The organism is Modestobacter sp. Leaf380 (assembly GCF_001424485.1).
GTDB lineage: Bacteria > Actinomycetota > Actinomycetes > Mycobacteriales > Geodermatophilaceae > Klenkia.
This window is the reverse complement of sequence record NZ_LMQC01000019.1, coordinates 304,824-330,819: the sequence shown is the minus strand read 5'-3', so window position 1 is coordinate 330,819 and position 25,996 is coordinate 304,824. Positions and strand designations below refer to the sequence as shown.

The 25,996-nt window shown below is 75.1% G+C and carries 27 protein-coding genes; 8 read left to right on the top strand and 19 right to left on the bottom strand.

Annotation, left to right across the window (positions count from 1 at the left end):
- Window positions 1-42: 42 nt before the first annotated feature.
- The 3 genes from ASG41_RS14030 to ASG41_RS23675 are packed head-to-tail and all read left to right on the top strand — an operon-like array spanning window position 43 to window position 1,723.
- On the top strand, window positions 43-675 hold the full coding sequence (locus ASG41_RS14030; RefSeq protein ID WP_056295833.1) for a S26 family signal peptidase: 633 nt from the start codon (window positions 43-45) through the stop codon (window positions 673-675).
- Window positions 672-1,103, top strand: a complete 432-nt coding sequence (locus ASG41_RS23680) for a hypothetical protein (protein WP_162245566.1) — start codon at window positions 672-674, stop codon at window positions 1,101-1,103. Before ASG41_RS14030 ends, ASG41_RS23680 begins: the two co-directional genes overlap by 4 nt.
- Entirely contained in the window at window positions 1,097-1,723 is a 627-nt protein-coding gene (locus ASG41_RS23675) for a response regulator (protein ID WP_056295824.1), read from the top strand. Before ASG41_RS23680 ends, ASG41_RS23675 begins: the two co-directional genes overlap by 7 nt.
- Here ASG41_RS23675 and ASG41_RS14015 read toward each other — a convergent pair.
- The 6 genes from ASG41_RS14015 to ASG41_RS13990 all read right to left on the bottom strand — a co-directional run bounded on the left by ASG41_RS14015 (window position 1,705) and on the right by ASG41_RS13990 (window position 8,849).
- Entirely contained in the window at window positions 1,705-2,421 is a 717-nt protein-coding gene (locus ASG41_RS14015) for a response regulator transcription factor (RefSeq protein WP_056295820.1), read from the bottom strand. The two genes, ASG41_RS23675 and ASG41_RS14015, sit on opposite strands and share 19 nt — an antisense overlap.
- Window positions 2,418-4,196 carry a cell wall metabolism sensor histidine kinase WalK gene (locus ASG41_RS14010; RefSeq protein ID WP_056295816.1) on the bottom strand — a complete coding sequence of 593 codons (1,779 nt, stop codon included), beginning with the start codon at window positions 4,194-4,196 and terminating at the stop codon, window positions 2,418-2,420. Before ASG41_RS14010 ends, ASG41_RS14015 begins: the two co-directional genes overlap by 4 nt.
- A complete protein-coding gene (locus ASG41_RS14005) occupies window positions 4,193-4,582 on the bottom strand; it encodes a response regulator (RefSeq protein ID WP_056296644.1) in 390 nt (129 codons plus the stop codon). Before ASG41_RS14005 ends, ASG41_RS14010 begins: the two co-directional genes overlap by 4 nt.
- A 166-nt stretch (window positions 4,583-4,748) precedes the next feature.
- A complete protein-coding gene (locus ASG41_RS14000) occupies window positions 4,749-5,414 on the bottom strand; it encodes a hypothetical protein (RefSeq protein WP_056295813.1) in 666 nt (221 codons plus the stop codon).
- Window positions 5,415-5,456: 42 nt separating this feature from the next.
- Entirely contained in the window at window positions 5,457-7,166 is a 1,710-nt protein-coding gene (locus tag ASG41_RS13995; protein ID WP_235564796.1) for an alpha-glucosidase, read from the bottom strand.
- Between the two features lie 249 nt (window positions 7,167-7,415).
- Entirely contained in the window at window positions 7,416-8,849 is a 1,434-nt protein-coding gene (locus ASG41_RS13990) for an amidase (protein ID WP_056295808.1), read from the bottom strand.
- A gap of 74 nt (window positions 8,850-8,923) precedes the next feature.
- Between ASG41_RS13990 and ASG41_RS13985 the strand changes: the two genes are divergently transcribed.
- Together ASG41_RS13985 and ASG41_RS13980 are read left to right on the top strand one after the other, a co-directional pair.
- Window positions 8,924-9,421, top strand: a complete 498-nt coding sequence (locus ASG41_RS13985) for a GNAT family N-acetyltransferase (RefSeq protein ID WP_056295804.1) — start codon at window positions 8,924-8,926, stop codon at window positions 9,419-9,421.
- A 117-nt stretch (window positions 9,422-9,538) separates the two neighbouring features.
- Window positions 9,539-10,579 (top strand): NAD(P)-dependent alcohol dehydrogenase, encoded by a 1,041-nt coding sequence (locus ASG41_RS13980; RefSeq protein WP_056295801.1) that lies wholly within the window; start codon window positions 9,539-9,541, stop codon window positions 10,577-10,579.
- Between the two features lie 44 nt (window positions 10,580-10,623).
- Here the strand turns inward: ASG41_RS13980 and yaaA are convergent, their stop codons facing one another.
- From yaaA to ASG41_RS13965, 3 genes are all read right to left on the bottom strand, one after another.
- Entirely contained in the window at window positions 10,624-11,367 is a 744-nt protein-coding gene (yaaA, locus tag ASG41_RS13975; protein ID WP_056295797.1) for a peroxide stress protein YaaA, read from the bottom strand.
- 35 nt (window positions 11,368-11,402) lie between these two features.
- Window positions 11,403-12,806: an ATP-binding protein gene (locus ASG41_RS13970; RefSeq protein ID WP_056295791.1), complete on the bottom strand. Its 1,404-nt coding sequence runs from the start codon at window positions 12,804-12,806 to the stop codon at window positions 11,403-11,405.
- 84 nt (window positions 12,807-12,890) lie between these two features.
- On the bottom strand, window positions 12,891-13,982 hold the full coding sequence (locus ASG41_RS13965) for a spore photoproduct lyase family protein (RefSeq protein ID WP_056296640.1): 1,092 nt from the start codon (window positions 13,980-13,982) through the stop codon (window positions 12,891-12,893).
- A 111-nt stretch (window positions 13,983-14,093) separates the two neighbouring features.
- Between ASG41_RS13965 and ASG41_RS13960 the strand changes: the two genes are divergently transcribed.
- The gene (locus ASG41_RS13960) at window positions 14,094-14,459 is read left to right on the top strand and encodes a hypothetical protein (RefSeq protein WP_056295788.1); all 366 of its coding nucleotides are present in this window, start codon (window positions 14,094-14,096) and stop codon (window positions 14,457-14,459) included.
- Window positions 14,460-14,464: 5 nt separating this feature from the next.
- On the opposite strand, the gene ASG41_RS24290 is transcribed toward ASG41_RS13960, so the two are convergent.
- From ASG41_RS24290 to ASG41_RS13945, 3 genes are all read right to left on the bottom strand, one after another.
- Window positions 14,465-15,175, bottom strand: coding sequence for an HD domain-containing protein (locus ASG41_RS24290; RefSeq protein WP_082556928.1), 711 nt, complete (start codon window positions 15,173-15,175; stop codon window positions 14,465-14,467).
- Complete coding sequence (locus ASG41_RS13950; RefSeq protein WP_056295785.1) at window positions 15,172-15,969, bottom strand: exodeoxyribonuclease III; 798 nt, start codon at window positions 15,967-15,969, stop codon at window positions 15,172-15,174. Before ASG41_RS13950 ends, ASG41_RS24290 begins: the two co-directional genes overlap by 4 nt.
- Window positions 15,970-16,091: 122 nt before the next feature.
- Complete coding sequence (locus ASG41_RS13945) at window positions 16,092-17,054, bottom strand: acyl-ACP desaturase (protein ID WP_056295782.1); 963 nt, start codon at window positions 17,052-17,054, stop codon at window positions 16,092-16,094.
- A 107-nt stretch (window positions 17,055-17,161) separates the two neighbouring features.
- Between ASG41_RS13945 and ASG41_RS13940 the strand changes: the two genes are divergently transcribed.
- Window positions 17,162-17,761, top strand: coding sequence for a GNAT family N-acetyltransferase (locus ASG41_RS13940; protein ID WP_056295777.1), 600 nt, complete (start codon window positions 17,162-17,164; stop codon window positions 17,759-17,761).
- Window positions 17,762-17,873: 112 nt separating this feature from the next.
- Window positions 17,874-19,829, top strand: a complete 1,956-nt coding sequence (locus ASG41_RS13935) for an LCP family protein (RefSeq protein WP_255352988.1) — start codon at window positions 17,874-17,876, stop codon at window positions 19,827-19,829.
- 7 nt (window positions 19,830-19,836) lie between these two features.
- Here the strand turns inward: ASG41_RS13935 and ASG41_RS13930 are convergent, their stop codons facing one another.
- Genes ASG41_RS13930 through ASG41_RS13900 form a run of 7 tightly spaced genes read right to left on the bottom strand, consistent with a single transcriptional unit; the run spans window position 19,837 to window position 25,922 of the window.
- Entirely contained in the window at window positions 19,837-20,310 is a 474-nt protein-coding gene (locus ASG41_RS13930) for an SRPBCC family protein (protein WP_056295774.1), read from the bottom strand.
- Window positions 20,311-20,313: 3 nt separating this feature from the next.
- Window positions 20,314-20,619 carry a PTS lactose transporter subunit IIB gene (locus ASG41_RS13925; RefSeq protein ID WP_056295771.1) on the bottom strand — a complete coding sequence of 102 codons (306 nt, stop codon included), beginning with the start codon at window positions 20,617-20,619 and terminating at the stop codon, window positions 20,314-20,316.
- A 51-nt stretch (window positions 20,620-20,670) separates the two neighbouring features.
- Entirely contained in the window at window positions 20,671-21,915 is a 1,245-nt protein-coding gene (locus ASG41_RS13920; protein WP_200938910.1) for an FAD-binding protein, read from the bottom strand.
- 5 nt (window positions 21,916-21,920) lie between these two features.
- The gene (locus ASG41_RS13915; protein WP_056295768.1) at window positions 21,921-22,556 is read right to left on the bottom strand and encodes an LUD domain-containing protein; all 636 of its coding nucleotides are present in this window, start codon (window positions 22,554-22,556) and stop codon (window positions 21,921-21,923) included.
- Entirely contained in the window at window positions 22,553-24,028 is a 1,476-nt protein-coding gene (locus tag ASG41_RS13910; protein WP_235564795.1) for a LutB/LldF family L-lactate oxidation iron-sulfur protein, read from the bottom strand. The genes ASG41_RS13915 and ASG41_RS13910 overlap by 4 nt, the downstream gene beginning before the upstream one ends.
- Complete coding sequence (locus ASG41_RS13905; RefSeq protein WP_056295765.1) at window positions 24,025-24,798, bottom strand: (Fe-S)-binding protein; 774 nt, start codon at window positions 24,796-24,798, stop codon at window positions 24,025-24,027. The genes ASG41_RS13910 and ASG41_RS13905 overlap by 4 nt, the downstream gene beginning before the upstream one ends.
- Window positions 24,795-25,922 (bottom strand): LacI family DNA-binding transcriptional regulator, encoded by a 1,128-nt coding sequence (locus ASG41_RS13900; RefSeq protein ID WP_235564794.1) that lies wholly within the window; start codon window positions 25,920-25,922, stop codon window positions 24,795-24,797. The genes ASG41_RS13905 and ASG41_RS13900 overlap by 4 nt, the downstream gene beginning before the upstream one ends.
- Between the last annotated feature and the right edge of the window lie 74 nt (window positions 25,923-25,996).

Here is a 25,996-nt window from a genome sequence, read left to right as displayed (position 1 = left end):
CTGCACCGCCCCCCACCCCGCCGTCCACAGGGAGGAGACCCCGTGACCGCCGTCCTGCCGCACCGCCCGTCCCGTGTCCTCCACCCGGTGGACGCCGGGGCGCACCGCGCCGGCGGCCGGGTCGGGACCCGCCCGCTGCCCCTGGCGCTCCGGATGGCCCGCCTGGTGGCCCGCCGACTGGTCGACCTGGCGCTGGTCGTCGCGGTGCTCGCCTTCGCCGCGCTGGCCGTCGGCCCGCACGTGTTCGGCTACCGCACGGTCACGATGCTGACCACCAGCATGGCGCCGGGCATCGCCCCCGGGGACGTCGTCGTGGACACCGCGCTGCCGGTCGCCGACATCGAGCCCGGCATGGTGCTCACGTACCACATCCCGGTCGGCGACCGCCGCGTCGTCACCCACCGGGTGGTCAGCGCCGACGTCGGACCGGACGGGTCCGTCACGGTCCAGACCAGGGGCGACGCCAACGACGCGGCCGACCCCTGGACGGCGACCTTCGCCGCCGGCGACACCGCCTGGCAGGTCCGGGCGACGGTCCCGGAGGTCGGCCACGTCGTCCAGCTGCTGCGCACCCCGGTGCTCACCGAGGTGCTGGTGTGGGGCGCCCCCGCCCTGGCGGCCGCCTGGGTGCTGCTCACGGTCTGGCGCCCCACCCGGGCCGAGCAGGACGCGTGAGGACGGGCTGGGTGCGCCGCGCCCTGGTGGTCCCCGCGCTGGCCTGTGCCGTGCTGGTGACCTCGCCCAGCGCCGCCTCGGCCGCGTTCGCCGCCCGGGCGGCGGCCCCGCTCACGGTCGGCACCGCCACGGTCGCCCCGGCGACCGCACCCACGACCGCCGGGTCGACGGCGTGCGTGCTGAGCCTGACCACCAGCTACACGGTCCGGATCAGCTGGACGGCCAGCACGACCGCCCGGGTCACCGGCTACGTGGTCACCGAGACGGTCAACGGCGTGGCCCGGGCGCCGGTGACGCTCGCCGGGACCTCGGCCCAGCGGGCGGCGACGAAGCCGGCCCTGCAGACCGCCACCCACGCGTTCAGCATCGTGGCCCGCACCGACTACGGCTGGACCGCTGTGCCGGCGACGGTGACGTTCCGGTGCTGACCGCCCTGGTCGTGGACGACGACGCCGGCTGCCGGCACGCCGTCCGTGCGGCGTTGGAGGCAGCCGGGTGGCACGTGCTCGTCGCCGACGGGCCGGTCCAGGCCCGGGTGCTGCACGACCTGCACACCCCCGACCTGGTGGTCACCGACGTGTGGATGGCCGACGGGGACGGGCTGACGATGCTCGCCCAGCTGCGCGCGGACGGTCGGGACACCCCGGCCCTGGTGGTCACCAGCGACCCGTCGGCCGCCGTCCGCGAGCGGGCGGTGGCCCTCGACGCCCGTGCGGTGCTGGCCAAGCCGGTGGACGCCGCGGCCCTGCAGAGGATCGCCGGCGGGCACGTGCCGCGGGCCGACCAGCCCGACGACGGTCTCGACGACGAGCTCCGCGCCGTGCTCGACGCGCTCTACGCCCGGGCGCTGCCCCAGCGGTTGGGTGCGCTGCGGCAGGCGGCCCGGGCGGTGGACACCGCCGCGCTCGCCGCGGCCGCGCACGCGCTGGCCGGGGCCAGCGCGCAGCTGGGCCGGCTGGAGACCGCGGTGCTGTGCCGGACGGTGGAGCGGGAGGCGCGCGCCGGGCGGGTCGACGGGACGGCGCTGGCTCAGCTGACCAGCCGGTAGCCGACCCCGCGCACGGTGCGGATCTCCGGCCGGTGCATCCCGGCGGCCACCAGCTTGCGGCGCAGGTTGGACATGTGCGCCTCGACCAGCCGCAGGTTGCCCTCCCACTCGCTCTGCCACACCTCCCGCAGCAGCGTCTCGCGCTGCAGCACCCGCCCGGGCCGGCTGGCCAGGGCGTGCAGCAGGTCGAACTCGGTGCGGGTCAGCGGCACGTCGGCGCCGTGGACCCGCACCTCGCGGGTGCCCTCGTCGACCTCCAGGTCGCCCAGCACGGTCGCCGCGGGCACCCGGGCGGTCACCTGCTCGGGGGCCGGGGCCGCCGCGGCCACCACGTGCGGACGGCGCAGGAAGGTCTGCACCCGGGCGGTGAGCTCCCGCGGGGAGAACGGCTTGGCCATGTACCCGTCGGCGCCCACCGCCAGCCCGACCAGCACGTCGACCTCGTCGGCACGGGCGGTGAGCATCAGCACGTAGGCCTGGGTCAGCGTGCGCAGCTCCCGGCACAGCTCGGTGCCGTCGGCGTCGGGCAGCCCCAGGTCCAGCACGATCACGTCCGGCGGCTCGGCGGCCACCTCGGCCAGGCACTCCCGGGCCGTGCCGACCGCCCGCACGCCGAGACCGGCGCGCTCGAGCACCGTCGTCACCAGCACCCGGATCTCCTCGGTGTCCTCCACGACGAGGACCGAACCCCGGCTCACCGGGCACCTGCCCCGACGGTCCCCGGGGCGGCCGGCACCGGCACGGCCAGCGGCAGGCTGACGGTGGCGGTGGTGCCCTCCCCGCAGCTGCTGCGCAGGTCGGTCCGCCCGGCGTGGGCGGTGACGATCGCCTGCGTCACGGTGAGCCCGAGGCCGACCCCGGCGATGCCCTGCCGGCGGGCGTTCGAGGAGCGGAAGAACCGGCTGAACAGCTCGCCCTGCTCGTCGGCGGGGATGCCCAGACCGGTGTCCCGCACGGTGATCCGGGCGACCTCGACCGGCACGCGGCGCCACGTGTCGTCGGGGGCACCGGCCAGCCCGTCCGGGTCGGCCCACCCGCGGTGCAGCCCGACCGTCACCCGGCCACCGCGGGGGGTGTACTTGACGGCGTTGCCCAGCAGGTTGTCCACGGCCTGGCCGAGCCGGTCCGGGTCGCCGGCGACGACCAGCGGCTCGTCGGGCAGCTCGACGAGCAGCTCCACACCGGCGGTCAGCGCCGCGGGGCAGGCCGTGTCGCGGGCCGCGGTCACCACCGTCCGCAGGTCGACCTCGCGCACGTCGAGGGAGAACCGGCCGGCCTCCACCTGGGCGGTGAGGAGCAGGTCCCCGACCAGCCGCAGCAGGCGCTGGGCGTTGCGCTCCACGATCAGCAGGTGCGCCCGGTGCCCGGGGTCCAGCGGGGTGTCCTCGTCGTCCACGACCAGCTCCAGGTAGCCCAGGATCGAGCTCAGCGGGGTGCGCAGCTCGTGCGAGACCAGCCCCACGAACTCGTCCTTGAGCCGCGCCTCGGACCGCTCGGCGCTGACGTCGGTGGCGACCACGTTCCACCCGGCCGGCGCCCCGGCGCTGTCGTGTCGCGGGGTGACGGCCAGGGTCGCGGTCAGCCGGGTCCCGTCGGCACGGACCAGCGTCGCGTCCCGGGCCCGCTCGTCACCGGCGCGGGCGACCAGGGTCGCCACCGGGTCGGCGGGGTCGAGCTCGGCCGGCTCCAGGAAGTCCAGCACCGACCGCGTCCGGACGACGTCGGCCCGTGGCAGGCCGAGCATCCGCTCGGCGCCGGGGTTCCACACCCGGACGAGCCCGTCGGGGTCGGTGCCGATGACGGCGTGCTGGGTGACGGCGTCGATGACGCTGGTGATGGTCTCGGTGGTGGCCGCGAGGCGGCGGCTGAGGAGTTCCAGCTCGGCGGTGCGGGCCTCGGCCTGGGCCAGCAGGGCGGTCTGCTCGGCCTGCAGCTCGGTGACGGTCTGCAGCCGGGCCCGCAGCCGCCGGGACAGCTCGTTGACCGTCAGCGCGGCCACGCCGAGCGCGACCGGGGTGACCACGGCGCGGACCAGGTCGACGACGGTGGTGACCGCGCCGGTGAGCACGGCCGGCAGCAGCAGCACCCCCGCCGTCCCGACCACCGCGACGAGCACCGACAACCGGCGCCGGTCGCTGGCGATCGCGATGACCGGCGGGATGACCAGGGCGGTGAACAGCGAGGCGGCGCCCCCGGTGGTCTGCCGCAGCGGGCCGACGGCGGCCAGCTGCAGCACCGGGACGGCGAGCTGCACGACCGTCGGCAACCGGTCCCAGGGGGCCAGCCAGGCCGCCAGCTGGGCGGCTACCGCGGTGCCGACGGACAGCACGACGAGGGCGCCGGACCCGACCTGCACCTCGGGGGTGAGCAGGAGCAGCAGGCTCAGGGCGTACAGCACGAGGAACGGGGTGCTGCGCTCGGCGACGCCGGCCAGGTCGGGACGGCGGAAGCCGCACTCGGCGGCGGGCCTCACGGGGTCACCGCCCGGGCGTGCCGGTCCGGCCGGGGTGGCGCGGCCAGCCCGGCCAGCAGCGCCCGGACGTCGCCCCCGGTGAAGGGCTTGGGGAGGGCGAGGGCCGAGGCGGGGTAGTCCCGGCGGTCCAGCACGGAGCAGACGGCGACCGGGGTCCCGGGCCAGCGGTCGTGCAGCGCGCGGACCAGGCCCCAGCCGTCCAGGCCGGGCAGCAGCAGGTCGACGACGACCAGGTCCGGCGCGGGCGACGCCGTGCGGGCGAGGGCCACTTCGGCGCTGGCGGCCCGCTCGGTCCGGCAGCCGGCGCGGTGCAGGTGGTGGCACAGCAGCGTGGCCTGGTCGTGCTCGTCGTCGACGACGAGGACGGTGAGGGGCGAGCTGGGCACGGCACACGCTCCGGGGTCGGTGGTCCCGTCCCGGGTCACCCGGGGACGGGTACTCCCACCTCAACGGGCCGTCCGCAGTCGGGTCACACCCCTCCGGGGTGTTCCACCCATTTGAGTCCGGAACTGTTCCGTTCGGTGACCGACCAGGGGTGGGGGTGACCCCCCGTCACCAGCTGCCGGGACCCGTCGTGCGGCGACCCCGGGCGAGGGCGACCAGCGCGAGCACCGCGGCGGCACCGGCGCACGCGGTGGCCAGCAGCAGCACGACGCCCCCGATGCGCAGCTGCAACGAGGAGTCGGAGGAGACCAGGCTCTGCACCAGGGCCAGCAGCAGCCCGAGCCCCTGCTGCAGGATCGCCCCGGCACCCAGCAGCACCAGCCCGGCGCCCAGTGCGCTGCGGACCCGGCTCAGCAGGCCGCCGGTGACCAGCACGCCGGCGGCGAGCAGGAAGACCAGTCCGGGCGCCTGGAAGACCGTCTCGTCACCGAAGCGCTGCAGCAGCGGGCTGAACGAGCCGATGTCGGTGCCGTAGTCGTAGGTCGGCAGCACCGACGCGGCCAGCACCAGGACCCCGGTGACCAGGGCCAGCACCAGCAGCGGCAGCCCCCCGGTGGCGGGCCGGGCCGGGGCTGCCCCCCAGTGCTGCTGGCCCGCCGGAGGCCCGCCCCACGACTGCTGTCCAGGCGGCCCACCCCAGGGCTGCCCGCCCGGCTGCTGACCCGGCTGGTGTCCCGGTGCCTGCCCGGGCGCCTGGGTCCACGGCTGCGGGGGTCCCGGCCGGTGGGGCTGGGCGGGCTGCTGCGGGGCGCTGGGCCGGTCCGGGTCGCTCACGCGGGCCATCGTGGCGGAACCGGGCCGGCCGCGCAGCCCGGGTCAGTCGGGCAGGCGCAGCACCCGGGCGTCCCAGGGGGCCAGGACGGCGTCGTCGTGGTCGGGCAGGTGGTCCCGGTTGCCCAGCACCAGCTCGGCGCCGGCCGCCTGCGGCAGCAGGTCGGCCAGCGGGTGCGGGGTGCCGCTGACGTTGCAGACGACGAGCAGGGTCTCGCCGTCCAGGCTGCGGGTGTAGGCGTACACGTCCTCGTGGTCGGGCAGCAGCATCGTGAAGTCGCCGAGCTGGACGGTGCGGCTGTCGTGGCGCAGGGTGATCAGCGCCCGGTGGTGGGCCAGCACCGAGTGCGGGTCCTCCCGCTGGGCGGCGGCGTTCCACTCGACGTGGTCGGGGTTGACCGCGATCCACGGCGTGCCGGTGGTGAACCCGGCGTGCTCGGAGGCGTCCCACTGCACCGGGGTGCGGGCGTTGTCCCGGCTGGCCGGGCGCAGCGTCGCGAGCACCTCCTCCGGGTCGGCGCCGGCCGCGGTGGCCTCGGCGAAGTGGTTGAGCGACTCGATGTCCCGGAAGTCCCGGATCGAGGCCCACGGGGCGTTCGCCATCCCCAGCTCCTCGCCCTGGTAGACGTACGGCGTCCCGCGGTGGCCGTGCAGCAGGGTGGCCAGGCAGGTCGCCGAGTCCCGGCGGTGCGCCGGGGAGTCGTCGCCGAACCGGGAGACCGCGCGCGGCTGGTCGTGGTTGTCCCAGTACAGGGAGTTCCAGCCGACGTCGGCCAGCCCGGCCTGCCAGCGGCCCAGTGAGGCCTTGAGGTCGGTGAGCCGCAGCGGCCGGTGCTCCCACTTGGTGGCGCCCTGGTCCAGCTGCACGTGCTCGAACTGGAACACCATGTCCAGCTCGCGCCGTGCCGGGTCGGTGATCAGCCGGGCCTGCTCGACGGTGGCGCCGGGGGTCTCCCCCACGGTGATCAGCTCGGCGTCCCGGCCGGCGAAGACCTCCTGGTGCATCTCGGCCAGGAACTCGTGCAGCCGGGGCCCGAAGAAGGTGGCGACCGTGCCGTCGCCGTAGGGGGTGCCGGGGATCGGCGGGCCATCGGGCAGCCCCGGCTGCTTGCTGATCATGTTGATGACGTCCATCCGGAAGCCGTCGACCCCGCGGTCCAGCCACCACCGCATCATCTCGTAGACGGCCTCCCTGACCTGCGGGTTCTCCCAGTTCAGGTCGGGCTGCTTGCGGCTGAACAGGTGCAGGTAGTACTGCCCGGTGGTCTCGTCGAGCTCCCAGGTGGGCCCGGAGAAGAAGGACTGCCAGTTGGTCGGCTCCGCGCCCGGGGCGCCGGCGGCCATGCCCTCCCGGGCGTCGCGCCACCAGTACCAGTCCCGCTTGGGGTTGGTCGTGCTCGACCGGGACTCCGCGAACCAGGGGTGCTCGTCGCTGGTGTGGTTGACCACCAGGTCCATCACGATCTTGATGCCCCGGGCGTGCGCGTCGGCCAGCAGCGCGTCGAAGTCGGCCAGCGTGCCGAACGAGGGGTCGATGTCCCGGTAGTCGCTGATGTCGTAGCCGTTGTCGTCCTGCGGGGACCGGTAGACCGGCGACAGCCAGACGACGTCGACGCCCAGGTCGGCCAGGTGGTCCAGCTTCCCCCGCACGCCCTCGAGGTCGCCGATGCCGTCGCCGTTCGAGTCGGCGAAGGAGCGGGGGTAGACCTGGTAGACGACGGCCGAGGTCCACCAGGGCGGGTTCGCGGAGGTCACCGCCCCCATCCTGCCGACCCCCCGCCGACCCCGCAGCGGGTGCCACGGCGAGCGCGCGTGCCGCGGCCCGGTGCCGCCCCCGGTTGCCCTGGGCGCGCCCCCGGGCGCGGGTGCGCGCCCACGCCGGTCGATGGGGGCGCGGAGCGGAGTGGACGCGCAGTCTCGTCGGGCGTGCGCGCCCACGCCGGTCGAGGGGGGCGTCCAGCGGCCTGGGCGCGCAGACCCGCCGTGGGTGCGCGCCCCCGCCGGTCAGCCGCCGACGACCGCCAGGTCGGGACGACGGAGCCCGTGGCCGGTGGCCTGCTCGAAGGCGTGCCCCACCTCGAGCACCCGCCGGTCGGCCCGCGGTGCGGCGATGACCTGCAGGCCCACCGGCAGCCCGTCGGGGGTGAACCCGCCGGGCACGCTGAGCGCGGGGCAGCCGGTGGCGCTGATGAGCGTGCAGGAGCGCATCCAGCCCAGGTAGTCCTCGAACTGCACCCCGGCGACCGAGGTCGGGTACTCCTGCTCGACGGGGAAGGGCAGCACCTGGGTGACCGGGGCGAGCAGCACGTCGTAGCGGGTGAAGAACTCGACCACCCGCTGGTACAGCTCCGTGTGGGCGACCTCGGCGCGGCCGACGTCGGCACCGGTGAGCTCGGCGCCCTTCGCGGCGTTCCACTTGATGGTGTCCTTGACCTGGTCGGGCGCGCGGCGGACGGCGTCGCCGAAGCTGGCCTCGAACAGCCAGGCGCGGAGCACCCCGAAGGCCTCGTCGGCGCCGGTGAGGTCGGGGCAGTCCTCGTCCACGGTGGCGCCGAGGTCGCGGAACACCTGCAGCTGGGCCATGAGCACCTCGGTGATGGCCGGGTCCACCGGGACCCGGCCGCCCAGGTCCGGCGTCCAGGCGATCCGCAGGCCGCGCAGCTCGGTGGGCAGCGGGGCGGCGAAGGCCGCGGCCGGGTCGGTCAGCGAGATCGGCACCCGGGGGTCGGCGCCGGCGAGCACGGACAGGCCCAGCGCGACGTCGCCGACGGTGCGGGCCATCGGGCCCTGCACCGAGAGCTGGGACCAGCCGATCGCGGTGGGGTGCGAGGGCACCCGGCCGGGCGTGGGCCGCAGCCCGACGACGTTGCAGAAGGCGGCCGGGTTGCGCAGCGAGCCGCCCATGTCGCTGCCCTCGGCCAGCGGCACGAAGCCCGAGGCCAGCGCCGCGGCCGCACCGCCGGAGGAGCCGCCCGCCGACAACCCGCGCCGGTAGGGGTTGTGGGTCGCGCCGAAGAGGGTGTTGAAGGTGTGCGAGCCGGCCGCGAACTCCGGCACGTTGGTCTTGCCGACCCGGATCGCCCCGGCGGCCCGCAGTCGGGCGACCACCAGCTCGTCGCGCGCCGGCACGGTGTCCCGGTGCAGCGGGGAGCCCCACGTGGTGCGCATGCCGCCGGTCTGGTGGGTGTCCTTGTGCGCCACCGGGACGCCGTGCAGCGGGCCGAGCACCTCGCCGCGGGCGGTCTGCGCGTCGGCCTCGTCAGCGGCGGCGCGGGCGGCGTCGTCGTCGCGGGTGATGATCGCGTTGACGCCGTCCGGGCCGTCGAAGCGGTCGATCCGGGCCAGGTGCGCCTCCAGCAGCTCGCGCGCGCTGACCTCCCGGTCACGGACCAGCGCGGCCAGCTCGGTGGCGGGACGGGTGCACAGCTCGTCGGTCACCGGGCGACCGTAGCGCGGGAAGTACCTCAGTGGTGAGACACATTCGGGGAACACCGGTCCGGCAGACTCCCCCGGTGACCGTCCGACCCGCCACCGAGGCAGACGCCCCAGCGATCAGCGCCGTCTACGACCACCACGTGCTGCACTCCACGGCCACCTTCGACCTGGTGCCGCCCACTGCCGGTGACCGCCTGCAGTGGCTGGCCGAGCACGCCGGCGGCCGGCACCGGGCTCTGGTCGTCGAACGGGACGGCGTCGTCGTCGGCTTCGCCTCCAGCAGCCCGTTCCGCCCGCGTGCGGCGTACGAGACGACCGTGGAGAGCAGCGTCTACCTGGCGCCCGACGCCGTCGGTCGGGGGCTGGGGCGGGCGCTGTACACCGAGCTCTTCGCCCTGCTGGCCGACGAGGACGTGCACCGGGTGCTGGCGGTGGTGGCCCAGCCGAACCCCGCGTCGGAGGCGCTGCACCGGTCCTTCGGCTTCGACCGGGTCGGGCTGTTCACCGAGGCGGGGCGGAAGTTCGGCCGGTTCGTCGACATCGCCTGGTTCGAGAAGCCCCTCGGCGGTCGGTGACGCAGCTCTCCACATGTGTCGCGTGCAATGGATCGCATCCCGGGTAGGTGAGGAGTGCGCTGCCGGGTCCCGCACGGACCCCGGCGCTCCCCCGTACTCCGAACCGAGGAGATCCACGTGCCCACCACCGTGACCGCCCGGTCCACCGCCTCCGCCGGCGGCTCCTTCGAGCGCACCACCATCGAGCGCCGCGACGTCCGCCCGAACGACGTCCGCATCGAGATCGCCTACGCCGGCATCTGCCACTCCGACATCCACACCGCGCGCGACGAGTGGGGTGCCGCCAACTACCCGCTGGTCCCCGGCCACGAGATCGCCGGGACCGTCGCCGAGGTCGGCTCCGCCGTCACCAAGTACTCCGTCGGCGACCGGGTCGGCGTCGGCTGCTTCATCGACTCGTGCCGTGAGTGCGAGAACTGCAAGGCCGGCGAGGAGCAGTACTGCCTCGAGGGCGAGACCGGCACCTACGGCGGCATGCAGGACGGCAAGCCCACCGACGGCGGCTACTCCGAGCAGATCGTCGTGGACGCGGACTACGTGCTGGGCATCCCCGAGGGCATCTCGCTGGAGCAGGCCGCCCCGCTGCTGTGCGCCGGCATCACCCTGTACTCCCCGCTCAAGCACTGGGGTGCCGGCCCGGGCAAGAAGGTCGCCATCGTCGGCCTCGGCGGGCTCGGCCACATGGGCGTCAAGATCGCCGCCGCCCTGGGCGCCGAGGTCACCGTGCTGTCCCAGTCGCTGAAGAAGCAGGAGGACGGCCTCCGCTTCGGCGCGCAGCACTACTACGCCACCAGCGACGAGAGCACCTTCGAGACGCTCGCAGGCGAGTTCGACCTGATCATCAACACCGTCTCGGCCACCCTGGACCTGGACGCCTACCTGGGCATGCTCCGGGTCAACGGCACCCTGGTCGAGGTCGGCGCCCCCGAGCAGCCGATGACCGAGGCCGCCTTCTCGCTGATCCAGAACCGCCGATCGCTGGCCGGTTCGAAGATCGGTGGCATCCGGGAGACCCAGGAGATGCTGGACTTCTGCGCCGAGCACCACCTGGGCGCCGAGGTCGAGGTCATCGGTGGCGACCAGATCGACGAGGCCTACGAGCGCGTCGTCGGCTCCGACGTCCGCTACCGCTTCGTCATCGACACCGCGCGGCTCTGATCGGAGTGTGAGGGCGCAGCGATCCTGCGCCCTCGCACTCCACCTCAGGCGGGGACGACGAGCACCAGGTCGTCCCCGCCGTCGTGTTCCACGTGCAACCCCGCCCGGCGCAGCAGTGCCCGCAGCCGGACGACGGAGTCCGGCTCCGCGCTGGTCAGCGCCAGCAGCCGGGCGATCCGGCCCTTGTGCGCCTTGTTGAAGTGGCTGACCACCGAGCGCTTCCCGTCGGCCCGCTCGCTGAGCACCGTCACGGTCACCGCCCCGTCCACCGGGGCCAGGTCGGCGTAGCCGCCCGAGCGCAGGTCCACGACCAGTTCGTCGACGCCGGCCAGCACCGGCCCGAGCACCGGCTTCCACAGCGCCCGCAGCGTGGGCGAGCCGGGCAGCTGGGAGCCCGCCGACAGCCGGTAGGCCGGGATCGGCTCACCGCCGTGCACCAGGCCCAGGAGCGCCGAGCCGACCGCCAGCCGGCGGTCGGCCCTCGCGCGCTGCCCGCGGGTGAGCGACGAGACGTCGAGGGCGTCGTAGAGGACGCCGGTGTACCGGTCCAGCGCGGGCATCGTCGGCGACGTCCGGACTGCGGCGTTGCGGGCGATCTCGGCGTCCTGCCTGGCGCTCACGCCCAGTGCTGCCCGGGACGCCTCGACGTCCCCGGCCAGCGACTCGACCCGGGTGAGCAGCTCCTCCCGGACCGGGTCCAGCTCTGGGTGGCTGAGCGCGCCCAGGTCGAGCGGGGCGCCGTCCCCGCCGGCGTGCTTGGTCTCCGAGGGGGGCAGCAGGACGAGCACGGGGAGCCAGCCTAGGTGCCGGTCCCCGGCCCCGGTCACCCGGCGGACGGCGCTCCCAGCAGCGCCCGGGTGACCCCCTGCGTGCTGTCGAGCAGGTCCGCGAGTGCCCGACGCAGGTGCACCCCGCCGACGACGTCGGCGTGCTCCAGCAGCGACTCCAGGACGGTGCGGCGGACCAGCTCCTTGATGAAGGACGCCGTCACACCGGCGGTCGCCGCGACCACGGCCTCCACGTCGGCGGGCTCCACCTGCAGCCCGGTCCCGGCGCTGTAGACCTCCAGCAGGCGCCGACGGGCGTCGGCGTCGGGCAGGCCGATCTCCACGGCGACGTCCACCCGGCCCGGACGGGCGGCCAGCGCGTGCTCGAGAGCCTCGGCCCGGTTGGTGGTGAGCAGGAAGAGCAGGTCGGCGTCGCCGGCCGCCCCGTCCATGGCGTCCAGGAGCTCGAAGAGCACCGGCTGCGACCCGTGCCCGTGGTCGCGGTCCTCGGCCACCAGGTCGACGTCCTCCAGGACGACGACGGCGGGCTCCAGCTCCCGGGCCAGCGCGGTCACCGCCCCCACCAGGTGCAGCGACCGGCCCGACAGCAGCAGGACCGTCGCACCGGGGACGTTCTGGAGGACGTAGCGGGTGGTGTGCGTCTTGCCGGTCCCGGGCGGTCCGTACAGCAGCAGGCCGCGCTTGAGGTGCTGTCCGGCGGCGCGCAGTGCTTCCCGCTGCTGGGCGATCCCGATGCTGTGCCGCTCGACCCGGGCCAGCACCGCCTCGGGCAGGACGACGTCGGAGCGCCGGGTGGGCGGCAGCACGGGGAAGGCGACCGTCATGCCGGTCATCCCCTGCTGGAGCTCGAGGACCTGGCCCCGGTAGACGTTGTGCGCCGAGCGCAGCGCGTCCAGCTCGGCGAGCACCTGCTGGGCCGACCCGGTGGGCAGCCCGGCCACCTCGACGGTCAGCGTCGGCTCGTGGTGCCTCTCGGGGCCGCGGGCGGTCAGCACGTAGCGGCCGCGGTCGTCCTCGACGAGCAGCGCCACGGTCCGCCAGACGGCGGTCGTGCGACCCGGGCCCGAGGGCAGGTCGGCGAGCTCGGGTGCCGTGGGCCGCAGGTGTGGCAGGCCCTCACCGCTCAGCAGCTGGCCGAGGTCGGGACTCTGGTGGTGCAGGGGCACCGACCAGCCCAGCACCTCGGCGGTGCGGTCGCCGGCCCAGGCCTCCAGTGCGATCTGCAGGTTCACCTGCTCGAAGGGCGGCAGCTCCCGGGTCACGACCGGGGGCCGCTCCTGGTCGCCCCCGGTCAGTCCGAGGTGGGCGAGCAGGCGGCCGGTCACCGAGTCGCCCCGGACGCCGTTGTCCGGGCTGTGCACCCAGGTCAGGAACTCCTGGAACTGTCGCGCGAAGGCGGGGACGTCGAAGGGGCGGTCGGGCAGCGGTGCGTCGGTCACCGGCGCCAGGCTGGCGACGTCGCCAGCTCCCGTCTGCCGGTTTCTGCAGCTCAGGACGGGAGTGCTCCGGGGCCGTATCCGGGCTCAGGTCCAGTAGAGGAAGCGCGCCCCGGGCAACCGGGCGTCGACGGCATCGGTGAACCAGCCCCGCAGCTCGGCCATCACGTCCTTCGGGTAGACGTGCTTGACCGCGCCGAACTTGCCGCGCTTGAGGGTGCGCAGGTCCTCGTCCATCTCCAGCTTGGTGCGCGGGTACCAGTCGGTCAGCGTCGCCTTGGAGTTCGGGGTGAACCGGTGGGTGATGCACTCGACGGTCAGGTCGGCCCCGTCCGGGAGGACGGCGGCCACGCTGTCCAGCAGCTGGCCGTACTCGGTGCGCCAGTCCTCGGTGGGCATGATCGGGGCGATCGTCAGCCCGACCGGGTAGCCGGCCTCGGCGACCCGGCCCAGCGCCGCGACCCGGGCCGGCACGGGGGAGGTGGCGCCCTCGAAGCGGCGGGCGACCGAGGCCGCGTTGACCGAGAAGCGCAGCCGGGTGCGGCCGCGGTGCGGCAGGTCCAGCAGGGGCTCGACGTCGTCGAACTTGGTGGTGGCGCGCAGCTGCACGGGGCCGGGCCAGTCGTGGGTGCCGAAGAACTCCACCGCCGTGGCCAGGCCGCCGGTCAGGTGCTCGATCGCCAGCGGGTCGGTGTAGCAGGACGCCTCGAAGGTGGTCCCCTCGTGGCCGCGCTCGAGGGTGCCCGAGGTGACCCCGCCGCGGCCCACGTACCCCTCCAGCGAGGCCAGCACGTCGGGCAGGTCGGCGAAGACCCGGGTGATGGGCGGGCCGGTGAGCGAGCCGGCCAGGTAGCAGTACTGGCAGTGCGCGGGGCAGCCCTCGGCCAGGTCGAACCGCCAGTCCGCCGACGGCGGGATCGGCTGCAGCCGGCGCTTGGACGGTGCGCCCACCACCACGGCCATCGTGTCCTTGGCGGCCATGAACGCGGCCCGGTCGCCGTCCCCGCGCAGGTTGGGCAGCCGGTCCCCGGTCAGCACCTCGACGTCGGGGACGCCGGCGGCGCGGACCCGCTCGAGCACCTGCCGGCCGTACGGCAGGGCGGCGGCGGAACGGGTGACCAGGATGCGCTTCGGGGTCCAGACGCGGGTGGGGGCGGGGGTGGTGAGCGCAGCAGGCATCACCGGTGACAACACCGGCACCAGGGGGTCCGCTTCCCCGGTTGACGCCCGGTCCCGGACCAGAGGACCGTCGTCGCATGACGGCCGCCCCCCCTCCTCGGACGGCTGGGCGTGTGGGTGCTGGACCGGCGCGGCGAGGGCCGCGGGGTCCGGGTCACCCGGCACCCCGAGCTCGGCGCGATCAACCTCAGCGTCTGGCGGGCCGGCGTCTGCGTGGGCACGGTCCAGCTCGCGCCGCAGGAGGCCGCCCAGCTGGTCGGGGCGCTGTCCGAGCAGCTGGGCCAGCTGGCGCAGGCACCGCCGCCGTCGGTCCGCCCGGCCGGGCGGGTCGAGGAGCTGGAGGCGCGGCTGGCCCGGCTGGAGGCGCACGCCCGGACACCCGCGTGGCGACGGGCGCTGTCCCGGGTCGCGTCCCGCCGGACCGCGCCGCCGCCCGTCCTCCCACCGCACCACCTGAGGGTGGTCCCGCCGGCCTGAGGCGGTCAGCCCCGCAGGTGCTCGGGGAGCGGCTCGTCGGGCCGGACGGCCGCCCACAGGCCGCGGAACGCCCCCGCCAGCGACGTCCACGGGGTGGGGGTGTCGTCGACGAACAGCCGGGCGTCCTCCGTGGTGCCGACGACGGCCAGCACGGCGTCGTCGCCGACCACGCGCACCCACTCCCCGCGCAGGTGGTCGACGACCCGGAACCCGGTCCCCAGCAACCGCTCGGGCAGCTCGCGGGACAGGGCGACGGCCGGCTCGGCGGGGACCGTGCCGATGACCGCCATGACGTCGGCGCCCAGCAGCGTGCAGGTGGCCGTGTACTTCAGCGCGAGCTCCTTGCGCTGCTCCTCGGTGGGGAGTCGGGCCAGCCGGACCGGGCTCGCGTTGTCGGCGACGTCGGCCAGCTTGACCACCCGGGCCAGCGGGTCGGCCGACACCCGGGCCATCGAGGCCCGCAGGGTCTCCCCCGGCCGCTTGGTCATCGCGTCGACCCCGGCGACCACGGCGTCGGAGAACCCGCGGGCGCTGAGGTCGGCCAGGGTCAGCGTGGTGTCCTCGACGACGTCGTGCAGCGCGCCGACCTGGCGCAGTTCGTCGCCCACCACCGACAGCGCGACCCGCAACGGGTGCCCGACGTAGGGCTCCCCGACCTTGTCGACCTGCCCGGTGTGCGCGGTGCGGGCCAGCTCGAACGCGGCGGTGACGCTCACCCGGCGAGCTCGACGACGACCGGGGCGTGGTCGCTGGCGCCCTTGCCCTTGCGCTCCTGGCGGTCGATCTCGGCACCGGTCACCCGGGCGGCCAGCGCCGGCGAGGCGAGCACGAAGTCGATGCGCATGCCCTCGCGGCGCGGGAACCGCAGCTGCGTGTAGTCCCAGTAGGTGAACTCCCCCGGCGTGTACGGCCGGACGACGTCGGCGTACCCGGCGTCCACGACGGCGGCGAACGCCGCGCGCTCGGGCGGGCTGACGTGCGTGGAGTGGGCGAAGACGCCGATGTCCCACACGTCGTCGTCCTGCGGGGCGATGTTCCAGTCACCGACCAGGGCGACCTGGGCCTGCGGGTCGGCGGCCAGCCAGCCGGCGGCGTCCGCGCGCAACGCCTCCAGCCACTCCAGCTTGTAGGCCAGGTGCGGGTCGCCGAGCTGCCGGCCGTTGGGCACGTAGAGCGAGAGCACCCGCACCCCGCCGCAGGTGGCGCCGATCGCCCGGGCCTCGCGCACCGGCTCGACGCCCTCCTTCGACGACCAGGTCGGCACGCCCTCGAACCCGACCTGCACGTCCTCCAGGCCGACCCGGGACAGCAGGGCCACGCCGTTCCACTGGTCCAGGCCCACGTGCGCGACCTCGTAGCCCAACGCGGTGAACCGCTCGGTGGGGAACTGGGCGTCCCGGCACTTGGTCTCCTGCAGCGCCAGGACGTCGACGTCACTGCGCTCGAGGAAGCCCACCACCCGGTCGACGCGGGTGCGGATCGAGTTCACGTTCCAGGTCGCCAGGCGCACGACGTCGACGGTACGGGCCCTCCTGGGCATGGGATCCCTCGCATACGGCGGAGCTGCTCAGCGGTATGCGGGGGATCCCATGCCGGGGCGGCGCGGGGCGGGCGCTGCCGGGGCGGGCGGGGTCAGGCCTGGGCGAGCGGGGCGATCTGGGCGTCGGCGCGGGCCTGCAGGCGGGCCCGCATCCGGTCCCGGGACTCCACGAACTTGGTGGCCTGGGCGTCCAGGCCGACCATGAACTGGGCCAGCTCCTCGCGGGCCTTCTCGCCCTCGGGGCCGAAGCCGGAGCGCTCGAAGACCTTCCAGTGCCGCAGGATCGGTGCGACGACGTCGTCGTGGTGCAGGCGCAGGTCGTAGATCCCGGCCTTGGCGATGATCGTGGAGTTCTTCCGGAACCCGGCCATGGTGGCGCCGGGCATCTCGAAGTTGATGACCTCGTCGGCGATGGCCCGCATCGTCTCGTCCGGGGAGATGTCCAGGGCCGCCCCGACGATGTTCCGGTAGAAGACCATGTGCAGGTTCTCGTCCTTGGCGATCCGGGCGAGCATCTGGTCGGCGATCGGGTCGCCGGTGGCCTTGCCGGTGTTGCGGTGGCTCACCCGGGTGGCCAGCTCCTGGAAGGACACGTAGGCCACGGCCTCCAGCGGGGTCTTGTCCCCGGAGTCGTAGCCCGAGGTCATGTAGTCCATCCGGGCCCGCTCGAGCTCGACCGGGTCGACGCCGCGGGTGACGACGAGGTAGTCGCGGATGGCGATGCCGTGCCGGTTCTCCTCGGCGGTCCAGCGGCCGACCCAGGTGCCCCAGGCGCCGTCCCGGCTGAACCGGGTGGCGATCTCCCGGTGGTAGCTGGGGAGGTTGTCCTCGGTGAGCAGGTTGGTGATCATCGCGGCCTTGGCCGTCTCGTCGAGCTTGGACTGCTCGGGTGCCCAGTCCTCGCCGCCGAGGAAGGCGAAGTCCCGGCCCTGGGACCACGGCACGTAGTCGTGCGGGTGCCACTCCTGGGCCATCTTCTCGTGCCGGTTGAGGTTCTCCTCGACGACGGGCTCGAGCTCGGTGAGCAGGGCGGTCGTGGCGGGTGTCTCGGGCACGGTGCACCTCCGGGAGGACTTGCGGCTACCGGTGAACCTACGCGGCCGCGGCTCCCGGGTGGTTCCCCGTGGCGGGCGTTCCCACGCCTGTGCCACCCTGTTGCCTGATGTTCGCAACAAGCACCGCCACCAGGGTCCGGGTCCGCCACGCGGGCACCACCGACGTCGAGGCCGCCCGCACGCTCATGCTGCGGGTGCTGGCCGAGGACCTGGGCTACGGCTTCCGCCCGGAGTGGCACGCCGACCTGGCCGACCCGGCGGCGGCCTACCTGCAGACGCCCGGTCAGGCGCTGTTCCTCGCCGAGGACGCCGACGGCACCCTGTTGGGGACGACGGCGGTCAAGGTCGGCGGCCCGCGCAGCCCGCAGGTGCTCGTCGACCACTACCGGGGCCGCTCGGTGGCCCAGCTGGCCCGGGTGTGGGTGCTCGCCGAGCACCGTCGCCGCGGCGCCGCCCGGGCCCTGGTCGAGACCGCCGCGCGCTGGGCCGTCGACGAGGGCGGGCACCGCACCGTGTACCTGCACACCGACACCGCGGTCGCCGGGGCGGAGGCGTTCTGGCGCTCGCTGCCGGTCCGCGAGGTGCTCGACGAGCGGGTCCCGGGCGCCGAGCTGCAGACCGTGCACTTCGAGTTGGACGTCGAGGCCCTGCGCTCGACCGCCGTGTCGGCTGCACGGAGCGAGGGCCTGGCGACGGTCCGCGACTGACCGCGGGGACACCCCACCCGTCCGGGTCGCCCGGCACCGGCCGGTCCCCTCGGCGGGCCCGCCGGTGGGACCATGGCGGGGTGGACGACGGGCTGATCGAGGCGGTGCGGGCGTGAGCGAGCGCCCCGACGTGCCCGACGACCGCACCGCGCGGATCGACCCCGGCGCCCTCCCGAACAGGCTGCCGCCCGTCCCGCCGTCCCCGGCTGCCGGCCCCCCACCGCCGGTCGGCGGTCCCGACACCGGGGGCCGCGCCGGCCGTCGCGGCCGCGCCCTGGACCCCGAGGCCGCCGCCCGCGCCCGGGCCGCCGCCGGCCTGCCCGCGCACGACCCGGAGCCGGCCGAGCCTCCCCACGGCGCCCCCGGCGGGGGCGGCGAGCGCGGCCGCGCCGACGTCCCCGGTGCCGACGACGAGACCGCCCGGGTGCCCAGTGTCGTCGAGCCCGCCGGGTCCCGGCCCGAGGCGCCGGTCGACCGGGACGACGACCCCGACACCGACGACCCCGACACCGACGACCCCGACGCCGACGGGTCCAGCGACCACGACGACGACGGAGTCGCCTCACACCGCACCGGGCAGCGCACCCGCCGCGCCTCCACCTTCGGCCGGGCCGCCGGCCTCACCGCCCTGGGCGCCCTGGTGCCGGGGACCGCACTGCTGGCCGCCGGGCGCAAGCGGGTCGGCGCCGTCGTCCTGGCCGTGTTCGTCGTCCTGCTGGCCGGGCTGCTCTGGCTGGCGACGGCCGGCCGGCGCACGGCCGTCCGGGCCGCGGTCGACCCGGACCTGCTGCTGGGCGCCGCCGTGGGCGTGGGTGTGCTCGCGCTGGGGTGGGTCGCGGTCGTCGGGGCGGGCTACGGCCTGTTGGTGCCCCGGCGGACCAGCCGGCTGCAGAAGGGCCTGGGCGCGGTGCTGGTGCTGGCGCTGTCGGCGGCCGTCGTCGTCCCGGCCGTGACGGTGGTGCAGCTTGCCACCGCGCAGCGCGAGCTGGTGGACACCGTCTTCGCCGACCGGGAGAGCGCGACGGTCGTCCCGCCCGCGGACCCGGTGGACCCCTTCGGGGACAAGGAGCGGGTCAACGTGCTGCTGCTGGGCGGTGACGGCGGCGACGGCCGGGAGGGCGTCCGCACCGACAGCGTGATCGTGGCCAGCATCGAGACCGCCACCGGTGCGACGACGCTGTTCAGCCTGCCGCGCAACCTGGAGGACCTGCCCTTCCCCGAGGGCAGTCCGCTGGCCGAGCTGTTCCCCGACGGGTTCGACGCCGGCAGCGAGAGCGAGAGCCTGCTCAACGCGGTCTACCGCAACGGCCCGGCGCTCTACCCCGACGCCCTGGGCGTGCCCAGCGCCGACCCGGGCGCCGACTGGCTCAAGCTCGGGGTCGGGGCGGCCCTGGGGCTGACGATCGACTACTACGTGCTGGTCAACCTGGACGGCTTCAGCCAGCTGGTCGACGCGCTGGGGGGCATCACGGTCAACGTCAACTACTACGTGCCGATCGGCGGCGAGCCCTCGCTGGGCGTGCTGCCCGACGCCTACATCGCCCCCGGCCCCGGCCAGGAGATGGACGGGCCCCGGGCGCTGGACTTCGCCCGCGGGCGCTTCGGCCTCTCGGACTACCAGCGGATGGACCGCCAGCGCTGCGTGCTGGACGCGATCGTGGCGGCGGCCGACCCGGTCACCCTGCTGACCCGGTACCAGCAGCTGGCCGCGACCACGTCGGACATCGTCAGCACCGACGTCCCGCAGGCGGTGCTCGGGGAGTTCGTCGACCTGGCGTTCCTGGTGAAGGACGCCGGCATCCGCAGCGTGGTCTTCGACGACACCGTCATCACCCCGGCCTACCCGGACTACGACGCGATGCGCCTGCTCGTCCAGCAGGCGCTGGGCGCCGCGCCGGCGCCCGCCCCGGCACCCGCGCCGAGCTCGAGCGCGGCGCCGACGACGTCGGCCGCACCGGCGCCGGCCACCGACGCGGGCCCGGTCGACGAGGTCAGCAACGCCTGCGCCTACGACCCGGCGGCCGCCCAGGCCGCGCTGGACGCCGGCGAGCCGCCCACCCGCGGCTGAGACCCGGTCAGCCGCGGACGGCGGCGAGCACGACCGGGTCGGCGCAGCCGCGGGCGAAGCCCGCGATCCGGCGGCGGACGTCCCGGCCCAGCACCAGCTGGCCGACGGCCTCCATCGGACCGGCCGCCCACCGGGGCCGGCAGCGGAAGACGTAGCGCCACACGGCCCGGGTGCCGCCGTCCCCGGTGGGGGTGAACCGCCAGCTGCCGGCGAAGACCTCGAAGAACCACGGGCCCTCGGTCATCGTCATGCCCACGTGCGAGCCCGGTGCCCAGCTGACGTACCGGCTGACCATCCGCAGCCGGTGCCGGGACACCGTCGCGGTGCGGACGCCCTTCGCCGGCAGCGTCGCACCGTCCAGGAAGTGCTGCTCGCGGACGAACGGGTCCCAGCGGTAGCGGGTGCCCCCGGTCGTCTGGGAGACCGCGAACGCGACGTCCGGGGGGACGGCGACGACGGTCTCGGCCTGCACCTGGGCCACGGCTCAGGCCTGGATGAGCTCGCCCTCGCGGATGGCGCGGACCAGGTCGGCGACGGCGGGGTCGCCGATGAGCTTGTCGTAGGCGACGACCGGCCGGTCGCCGGCGGCCAGCCGGGCGCGGGCGGCCAGCTTGTCGTGGGTGAGCACGACGTCGGCGTCGGCCGGGAGGGCGTCGACCGGGCTGTGGGTGACCAGCACCCGGGGGGCCAGGTGCTTGCGGAGCTGGGTGCTCATCAGCACGCTGCTGGCCATCCCCGCGTCACAGGCGATGACCAGCTTGCGGACGGCGGAGCCGTCGATGCTCGGCATGAGAATGGTGCTCCAAGATCAGAAGAGTGTTAACGCTCACAATACCAGTCGTCATGACGAGTACCGCGACCCCCGGACCCCCAGGCGGGTGAGTCGCGTCGAGGAGAAGACGCCGGAGGGGTCCAGACCGTCCAGCAGCGCCCGTGCGTCGGCCAGCCGCGGGACCAGCCCGGACAGGTCGCGCACGCCGTGGGCCTTGCCCCAGTGCGGTCGGGCGCCGAAGGGGGCGAGCACCTGCTCCACCAGCGGGACGGCGACGCTGCCCACCTCGGGCGTCTTGCGCCAGGTGAAGTGCAGCGCGAGGGAGTCCCGCCCGTACGCGGGGGACAGCCACAGCCGGTCCGCGGCGATCGTGCGCAGCTCGCTGACCACCAGGTGCGGCCGCAGCTGCTCCCCCACCGCCGCCACCGCGGCGATCGCGGCCCCGGCGTCGGCCCGGTCCACGAAGAACTCGCTCTGCACCTCGTCGCCGTTGCTGGGCGTCGCGTCGTGCCGGAAGTGCGGCAGCCGCTCGTGCCACGGGCCGGGCTGCCCTCCCTGGGCGGTCACGTTGCCCACGATCTCGTCGGTGATCCGGTCCCGGCTCTCCGGGTCCAGGACGGCGTCCAGCACGGTGCCGGGCACGGTGCCGGGGTCGCTGCCGGCCAGCCGGGTCTTCACCCACACGTCGCCGACGCCGTCCCAGCGGGTGAAGACGCTGACGCTGGTGCCCGCGCCGGTCACCGCGGCCGGGTCCTCGACCAGCGCGGTCAGCGACAGCCCGCGGTACACGTCCTGCCGCACCAGGTAGGTCGGCTCGGTCTGCAGCACCACCCGGACGACGACGCCGCCCGCGCCCAGGGCCACCGCGCGGGCCTCCAGGTCCTCCCCCGCCACCCGGCTCAGGGTGCCGTCGGCCGCGACGACGTCCAGACCGCGGACCGCGGTGGCCAGGCAGCCGGCCCCGTCGCCGGACCCGTGCGTGCCCGTGGACACCGCTCCCCCGACGGAGATGTGCGGCAGCGACCCGGTGTTGTGCAGCCCCCGGCCCTGCCGGTGCAGCTCGCGGCCCAGAGCGCCGTAGGTGGTGCCGGCGCTGACGGTGACCGTGCCGTCGTCGTGCACGGCGACCTCGTCGGGCAGCGCGGTCAGGTCGACCAGCACGCCGGGTCCGTCGGCCAGGCCGTTGAACGTGTGCCGGGTCCCCAGCGCCCGTACGGCCGGGGCGCCGGCGACCAGCTCCTGCAGCTCGGCGACCGACCCCGGCCGCTGCACGGGTGCTTCGAAGGTGTGCGTCCCTGCCCAGTCGGTCTCCACGCTGCTCAGTCTGTCGCCGGTGCCACGAGCACCACGAGCAGGGTGCGCGGGCCGTGGACACCCTCGACCCGTTCCAGCTCGATGTCGCTGGTCGCGGAGGGCCCGCTGACCATGGTCAGCGGCCGCAGCGGGTCCAGCCGGGCCAGTGCCTCGGGCACGTTGCCGACCACCTGGTCGGCGGTGACCACGCAGACCAGGCAGTCCGGCAGCAGGGACAGCGCGCGCCGTCCCGACGTCGGGGAGCCGTCCAGCACCAGCGTCCCGGTCTCGGCGATCGCCACGGCCACCCCGGTGACGGCGGCGGCGCGGGCGGCCAGCTCGACGGCGGGCCGGTCGTCGTCCTCGGTGCTGCCCTCGGGCCGCCAGGGGGCCGGCAGCCCGGGGGCGACGACGACGTCGGCCGGGTCGTGCTCGCCGAGGGTCTCGGTGAGCAGGCGCTGCACCGTCGTCCGCACCTGGTCCTGGCCGCAGCGGGCCACCGTGGCGCGGTAGTCCTCGACCCGGTCGACGAGCACGTCGAGCAGCACGTCGAGGGGGCGGTCGTCGGTGAGCCGGTAGTCCCGGACCGCCTCGGGTGGGACGGACCGGTCCGGACCCAGGGCGCTGCGGATGCGGGACAGCACGTCGTCGCGGGCGCTCACGAGCGGCCACCGCCGTTCTCCTTGGCCCACCACTGCTGGAAGGTCTCGGCCGGGGGGGTCGGCAGGTCCCGGGACCGGGTCCAGCCGGCGGCCGGGCCGGGCAGCCGGGGCAGCACCGGCTTCCCGCGGGACAGGAAGCGGCCCAGGCCGGCGGCGCGCTGGGCGGCGCGCCACAGCCGCGGCCGGGACATCACCCGGGCCAGCGCGGCGAACGCGGTGGACTCCGCGGTCGGGTGGGTCTGGGCCTCGACGTGCTCGGCGCGCAGGTGCACCAGGATCGAGGGGATGTCGATGGCCACCGGGCAGACGTCGTAGCAGGCCCCGCACAGCGAGGAGGCGTACGGCAGCGAGGCGTTGTCCTCGACCCCGGTGAGCTGCGGGGACAGGATCGCCCCGATCGGGCCCGGGTAGACCGAGCCGTAGGCGTGCCCACCGGCGCGCTCGTAGACCGGGCAGACGTTCAGGCAGGCCGAGCAGCGGATGCAGTTGAGCGCCTCGCGGCCCACCTCGTCGGCCAGCACCGCGGTCCGGCCGTTGTCCAGCAGGACCAGGTGGAAGTCCTGCGGGCCGTCGCCGGGGGTGACCCCGGCCCAGGTCGAGGTGTAGGGGTTCATCCGCTCACCGGTGCTCGAGCGGGGCAGCAGCTGCAGGAACACCTCGAGGTCGCGCCAGGTGGGCACCAGCTTCTCGATGCCCATGACGGTCACCAGGGTGTCGGGCAGGGTCAGGCACATCCGGCCGTTGCCCTCGCTCTCGACGACCGACAGGGTGCCGGTCTCGGCGACGGCGAAGTTGGCCCCGCTGACCGCGAACGTCGCCCGCAGGAACCGCTCGCGCAGGTGCGCGCGGGCGGCCATCGCCAGCTGGCGCGGGTCGTCGGTCAGGTCGGGGTCGACGTCGGGCATGGTGCGGGCGAAGATCTCGCGCACCTCGGACCGGTTCTTGTGGATCGCCGGCACCAGGATGTGGCTGGGCTTGTCCTCCCCCAGCTGGACGATCAGCTCGGCCAGGTCGGTCTCGAAGGCGTCGATCCCGGCGGCCTCCAGGGCCTCGTTCAGGCCGATCTCCTGGGTGGCCATCGACTTGACCTTGACCACCTCGCGGGCGCCGGCCTCCCGGGCCAGCCGCACGACGATCTCGTTGGCCTCGTTCGCGTCCCGGGCCCAGTGCACGGTGCCGCCGCGGGCGGTGACCTGGCGCTCCAGCTCCTCGAGGTGGTCGTCCAGGCGGGCCATGGTGGCGCGCTTGAGCGCGGCCCCGGCCTGCCGCAGCTGCTCCCAGTCGGGCAGCTCGGCCACGACGCCGGCCCGCTTGCCGCGGATCGTCGTCGTGGCGTGGCCCAGGTTGGCGCGCAGCTGGCCGTTGCGCAGGGAGTCGCGGGCCTCGTCGGGGAACGAGCGGGTGCCGCGCAGGTGGCCCACGCCCCGGGGGGCCGTGGGCAGGGTGGGCATGCCCAGGTGGACGGCGGTCACGCGAGCACCGCCGGCTGGGTGACCTGCGTGGCGGTGCGGGCGCCGTCGGTCGAGGCCAGGATCTCGGCCAGGTGGACCGTGCGGGTGCCCGAGGTCAGCCGGGTCAGGCCGCCGCCGATGTGCAGCAGGCAGGACGCGTCCCCGGCGGTGCACACCTCGGCGTGCGTGGAGAGCACCGCGGCCATCTTGTCCGTGAGCATCGCCGTCGACGTCTCGGCGTTCTTGACCGCGAAGGTGCCGCCGAAGCCGCAGCACTGCTCGGCACCGGGCAGCTCGACCAGGTCGAGGCCGCGGACGGCGCGCAGCAGCTGCAGCGGCCGGTCACCGACCCGCAGCAGCCGCAGCGAGTGGCAGGTCGGGTGGTAGGTGACCCGGTGCGGGTAGCTGGCGCCCACGTCGGTGACCCCCAGGACGTCGACCAGGAACTGGGACAGCTCGTACGTGCGGCCGGCCAGTTCCTGCGCGGCCTCGGCCAGCGCGGTGTCCCCGGCCCGGCGGGCGACCTGGGCCTGCTGGTGGTGGATCGAGGCCACGCACGACCCGGACGGCGACACGATCACGTCGCTGCCCGCGAAGGCCCGCACGTGGTTGGCCACGATGGAGACGGCGTCCCGGCGGTACCCGGTGTTGACGTGCATCTGCCCGCAGCAGCTCTGGCCCGGCGGGACGACGACCTCGTGCCCCAGCCGCTGGAGCAGCCGCACGGTGGCGATGCCGACCTGCGGGGTCAGGGTGTCGACCAGGCAGGTGGCGAAGACGGCGACCTTCACGCGCTCTCCTCGGTGACCGGGCTCTCGCCGGCCGGGGTGGTGGTGTGTGGTCCGACCACAGTACGACGGGTGTCGGGGGTGGTGGTGCCACCAGCGCTCGAGCGCCCCGTGCGACGCACCATCGAGGACTCCCGGACGACCAGCACCGGCTCGAACACCAGCTGCTCGTGCACGTGGTCGGGGCCGCGCGTGGCCTCGTCGAGCAACAGCAGGGCGGCCCGGCGGCCCAGCTCCTGGCGCGGCTTGCGCACCGAGGTCAGCGGGACGGCGGCAGCCGCGGCGAAGTCGATGTCGTCGTAGCCGACGATGGCGAACTCCTCGGGGACCCGGACTCCGTGCCGGACCATCTCCTGCAGCATGCCCAGTGCCAGCAGGTCGTTGGCGCAGACGACCGCGGTGGGTCGCCGCGCGGCCGGCATGCCGATGATCTCCGCGGCGGCCTCGCGGCCGGCGGCCACGGTGAGCTTCTCCGGGGAGAAGACGGTCAGCGCGTCCTCCCCGCCGAGTTCCTCGCGGACGGCGGCGACCACGCCGGCGTGCCGCTCCTCGACCTGCGGCAGACCCGACGAGCCGCCGACGAAGGCGATCCGCCGGTGCCCGCGCTCGAGCAGGTGGTCGGCTGCAAGGCGTCCGCCGAGGACGTCGTCGACGGTGACCGCGCACTGGCCCGGGCCCGGCGCCCGCCGGTCCAGCAGCACCACCGGCACCCCCCGTCGCCGCAGGGCGGCCAGGTGTGGGGACAGCTCGGCGGTCGGGGTGATGAGCACGCCCTGCACCCGCTGCTCGGCCAGCAGGTCCAGGTAGGCGCCCTCCTTGGCGGGGAGGTCGTCGGAGTTGCACAGGATGACCGCCAGGCCGGCCTCGTTCGCCACGTCCTCGACCCCGCGGGCGACGTCGGTGAAGAACGGGTTGGCGATGTCCAGCACCACCAGGCCGATCGTCCGGCTGGTGCCCGCGCGCAACTGACGGGCGGACTCGTTGCGCACGAACCCGAGCTCGGCGATCGCCGCGAGCACCCGTTCGCGGCTGGCGGCGCCGACCTGGTCGGGCCGGTTGAGCACGTTGCTGACCGTGCCCAGCGAGACCCCGGCCCGGCGGGCGACGTCACGGATGCTGGCGGTCACGGTGGCTCCTCGGTCGACACGGGGCGGGGGGCCGGTCGCCGGACGGGCGGTGACGTGGACCACGGCCATGGTGC